The 4,527-nt window shown below is 64.7% G+C and carries 1 protein-coding gene and 1 pseudogene; both read left to right on the top strand.

Annotated features, from left to right (window positions below; genetic code table 11):
* A pseudogene (locus AC1DVI_RS31890) lies at positions 1–204 on the top strand (IS5/IS1182 family transposase); the annotation flags it as partial.
* Positions 205–1,004: 800 nt separating this feature from the next.
* Positions 1,005–4,526 carry a beta strand repeat-containing protein gene (locus AC1DVI_RS31885; RefSeq protein WP_476961394.1) on the top strand — a complete coding sequence of 1,174 codons (3,522 nt, stop codon included), beginning with the start codon at positions 1,005–1,007 and terminating at the stop codon, positions 4,524–4,526.
* The last annotated feature ends 1 nt before the right edge of the window (position 4,527 follow it).

The following is a 4,527-nucleotide window of genomic DNA, read 5'->3' as shown; positions in this document are numbered from 1 at the left end:
CCGGAGCCCCACCAGCGTGCCAACCGTGCCCGCTCGGCGGTGCGCTCGGCCGTCGAGCATGTGTTCGCGGACCAGAAGGCGCGTATGGGGCTGTTCATCCGCACCATCGGCCTGGGTCGCGCGACGGTGAAGATCGGGATCACCAACCTCGCCTACAATTTCCGACGCCTGATCTGGCTCGAGGGGCGAACTGCGCCCGTATAGCGCCGAAACCGCTGCATATTTCCGCATTCTCGGCCAGAAATGGCGCTTCAGCACTCGGAAGACGGGGCCTTTTCGCCCGAACGCCCTCAGTCTCGCCATCAACCGACGCTGAACGTCAGTCTATCGAGTTGTTCAGATGCTCGCGCAATGACTCTAAAGTGGCCCAGGATTATTCTAAGTATGGGCGTACTAAGTCATCGCGTGTGTTTCGTTGTTATCAATTCATTGTGATTTCGATTCTCTTCATTAATCCAGAAAGACACTGTTTGACAAGTGGGTTTTGCCCTGACAGGCCGTCACGGAAGCGGATGTTGCTCAATCGGAACGGAGTTCACTCATCAAACGAGCGTCGGCGGAAGCCGAGTCGCGGACATTGCGGTCGTCCGACGGCATCCATTCGCACTTCCGCAATCGGCAGGGGGCGGTTCGAAAGCCGGTTCGGTGTCCGATCAGAGCCTCGGATCGTGGCGGCCGTTCGACTGGCAAGCCACCGGGGCTGTTCGGCTTTGGTTCCATGCGGGAGCCTCCTTCTCCGCCGTTTTGCAAACGTTTGGTTTCAAGCTCAATCAAATGGAGACATCTTACCGTGCAGCCTATCCTAATCCGCCCTACGTATGCGTGCTCTCAATAAAAGCAAGAAACTGTTGTAAAAATAGGGACTTGTGCGAGCAGGGAGGAGTGTTTCAAACCAGTAACGCGTTTTGGAATCATCTTATATACCGATAATTAGGCCTGATGGTGCATTGATCCATCTTAGACCGGTGTTGATGCCGGCTGCGTGGCGTGAGGGCCGAAAGACCATGGCGAATCCAACCTTCACTATGATCGGCACCAACAGTTTCGGCCTCTCCGACATCGGAAGCGAGGCCGCTCCGGTTCTGGCGGACCTTGATGGTGACGGCGATCTCGATCTCCTGGTCGGCAACGCGGACGGAAACACGGTCTTCTTCCGCAACAATGGAACGACGCTGTCGCCAACCTTCACGCTGGACAGCACCAATCCTTTCGGCATCCCCAACGTCAGCCAGGGCGGCGCGCTTCCCACCGTCGTGGACATCGACGGCGACGGTGATCTCGACCTGTTCATCGGCAACCACGCCGGCACCACCCTGTTCTTCCGCAACAATGGGACCTCGCCGCAGGCGCCGAACTTTTCCCTGGAAGGCACCGGCCTGTTCGGTATCCAGAACGCCGGCAGTTACGGGGCGCCGAGCTTCGCCGATCTGGACGGCGACGACGACCTCGACCTGCTGATCGGCAACATTGCCGGCGACCTCCTCTATTTCCGCAACGACGGGACGACTCTGTCGCCGACCTTCGTGCTCGCCGGCACCAACCCCTTCGGCGTGACCCGCGATGCCGACGGCTATTCGTCACCCGTGCTGGTGGACATCGACGGGGACGGCTTCGTCGATCTCATCAGCAAGAGTTCCATCCACATCAACACCGGGACGGCGGCGGCGCCGACCTTCGCGCTGCTCGCCGGCAACCCATACGGGAGCAGGGGGCCGGGGGCGTACCCGCGGCCGGCCCTGGGCGATCTCGACGGCGACGGCGACCGCGACATGGTGGTCGGCGTCGATGACGGCACACTGGAGTATTTGCGGAATCTCGCGCCGGTCGTCGTGACGCTGGGTGATGGCGGCAACACGATCACCCTGTCGCAGATCAACACGCTGACCGGCGGCACCGGAACCGACGTGGTGTCGCTGCTGACCGTCGGGGCGACCTACATCGTCACCGGGGTCGAAACGCTGACCGGCAGCACGGCGATCGACCTGGTGTTTCTAGGCAGCGGCGGCAATACGATCGAGGTGAGCCGGGTCGAACAACTGAACGGCGGCTCGGGCACCGACGTCGTCACGCTGGGCAGCCTTGGCAACACGCTGCAGGTGAGCGGTCTCGAAACGCTGACCGGCGGCATCGGCACCGATGTGGTGCTCCTGGGCAGCCTCGGCAGCACGCTGCTGGTCGAGGGCATCGAAACGCTGACCGGCGGCATCGGCGCCGACGTGGTGACGCTGGGCGGCGGCGCCAGCACGCTGACGGTTTCGAAGCTGGAAACGCTGACCGGCACCCTGGGCACCGATGTAGTGACCTTGGCCAGCGGCGGCAACAGCACGCTGGTGGAGGGCATTGAAACGATGATCGGCGGCACCGGCACCGACATGGTGACGCTGAGCAGCGGTGGCGGCACGCTGACGGCCCGGCTGGTGGAGACCGTGATCGGCGGTTCCGGCACCGATCTCGTGACGTTCGGCAGCGGCGGCGGCACCATGACGGTCCGGTTGGTGGAGACCGTGACCGGCGCCGCCGGCGTCGACACGCTGATTTTGGGCACCGGCGGCGGCACGGTTCTGGTGAACGCGATCGAGACGCTGACCGGCGGCACCGGCGCCGACATGGTGACGCTGGGCAGCGACGGCGGCACGCTGACGGTCCGGCTGGTGGAGACCTTGACCGGCGGCTCCGCCAATGACATGGTGACGATCGGTACCGGGGGCAGTTCGACCACGGTGATCGGGTTCGAAACGATCATCGGCGGCAGCGGCACCGACACGGTGAGGCTGGGTGACGGCGGCAACACGCTGTTTGTGTGGCGGGTGGAGACGCTGATCGGCGGCACCGGCACCGACGTGGTGAGGTCCGGCACCGCCGGCAACACGATTAAGGTGTCCGGCATCGAGTCGCTGACCGGCAGCTCCGCCACCGACAACATCACGCTGGACTCCGGCGGGAACACCATCTGGGTGAGCGGCCTCGAAACGCTGCTGGGCGCCACCGGGTCCGACATCGACGTGGTGACGCTGGCCGATGAAGGCTCCACCATATTGGTTGGCCGTCTGGAAACGCTGATCGGCGGGTCCGGAAAGGAGGTGGTGACGATCTCCGCGACCGGCGCCACCATGGAGGTGAGCGGCCTGGAGACGCTGATCGGAAACTCCGGTGTGGATAACATCGCGCTCCGCGACAGCCCGGGCAACACGCTGGCCGTGTCGCGGTTGGAGGTGCTGACGGGCTCTGCCGGTACGGACGTGGTGACCCTGAGCGGCACCACCAACAACACCGTGACGGTGAGCGGCCTCGAGACGCTGTTCGGCAGCGACGTCAGCGACATCGTGACGCTGGGCAGCGGCGGCAACACCATCGAGGTGTCGCGGGTCGAGACGCTGTTCGGCGGTTCCGGCACTGACCTGGTGACGCTGGGCAGCGGCGGCAACACCATCCTGGTCCGTCTGCTGGAGACGCTGACCGGCGGTTCCGGCGCCGACGTGGTGACGCTGGGCACCGGCAGCAACATGATGACGGTGAGCGGCGTCGAAACGCTGACCGGTGGCTCCGGCCTCGACATCGTGACGCTGGGCGACAGCACGGGCAACACGCTCACCGTGTGGCGGATCGAGACGCTGATCGGCACGTCCGGCACCGACGTGGTGACCCTGGGCAGCGCCGGCGCCACACTGCTGGTGGACGGTGTCGAGACGGTGACCGGCGGCCTCGGCATCGACATGGTGGAACTGGGCAGCGCCGGCAACACGCTGCTGGTGAGCGGCGTCGAAACGCTGGCCGGTGGTATCGGCACCGACGTGGTGTCGCTGGGCAGCGCCGGCAACACGCTGCTGGTGAGCGGCGTCGAAACGCTGACCGGCGGAACCGGTACGGACGTGGTGACGCTGGGCAGCGACGGCAACACTCTGGCGGCGACGCTGCTGGAGACGCTGATCGGTGGAACCGGTACGGACGTGGTGACCTTCTCCCCGGCCGGCAACCAGGGAACGCTCTTCGTTTCCAATGTTGAAACCGTCTACACGCCGTTCCAAACGCTGACGCTCAACGGTACCGACACGCTGATCGTGCTGTCGGCGAGCCCGTCCACCCCGGCGCTCAGCCCGGCATCGGACAGCGGCATGTCCGGAGACGCAGTAACGAATGTCTCACAGCCCACGCTTGTAGGGACGGCCGACACCGGCAACGTCGTGCATCTGTACGGAAACGGTCTCGAGATCGGGACGGGGACAGCCAACGGATCCGGCACTTGGTCGGTGGTCCCCGGCACGACGCTTGCGGAAGGGGTTTGGACGCTGACCGCCAAGGTGATCGCGTCCGGCGTCGAAAGCGGGACTTCGGGGCCTCTCCTCGTGACCGTCGATACCAGCGCCTCCGCCCCGACCGGGTTGGCTTTGGCGGCTTCGTCCAACAGCGGGTCCACGGCGGACATGGTGACCAGCGTGACGGCTCCGGTGATCACCGGGACGGTGGGCGAGGCCGGCGTGGTCGTGCTGTACGAGGGTGCGACGGCCTTGGGCACGGTGACACGGTGAC

The organism is Azospirillum sp. P4_B5 (genome assembly GCF_056402275.1).
The sequence above is the reverse complement of the archived record's forward strand: the minus strand, read 5'-3'. Positions and strand labels throughout refer to the sequence as shown.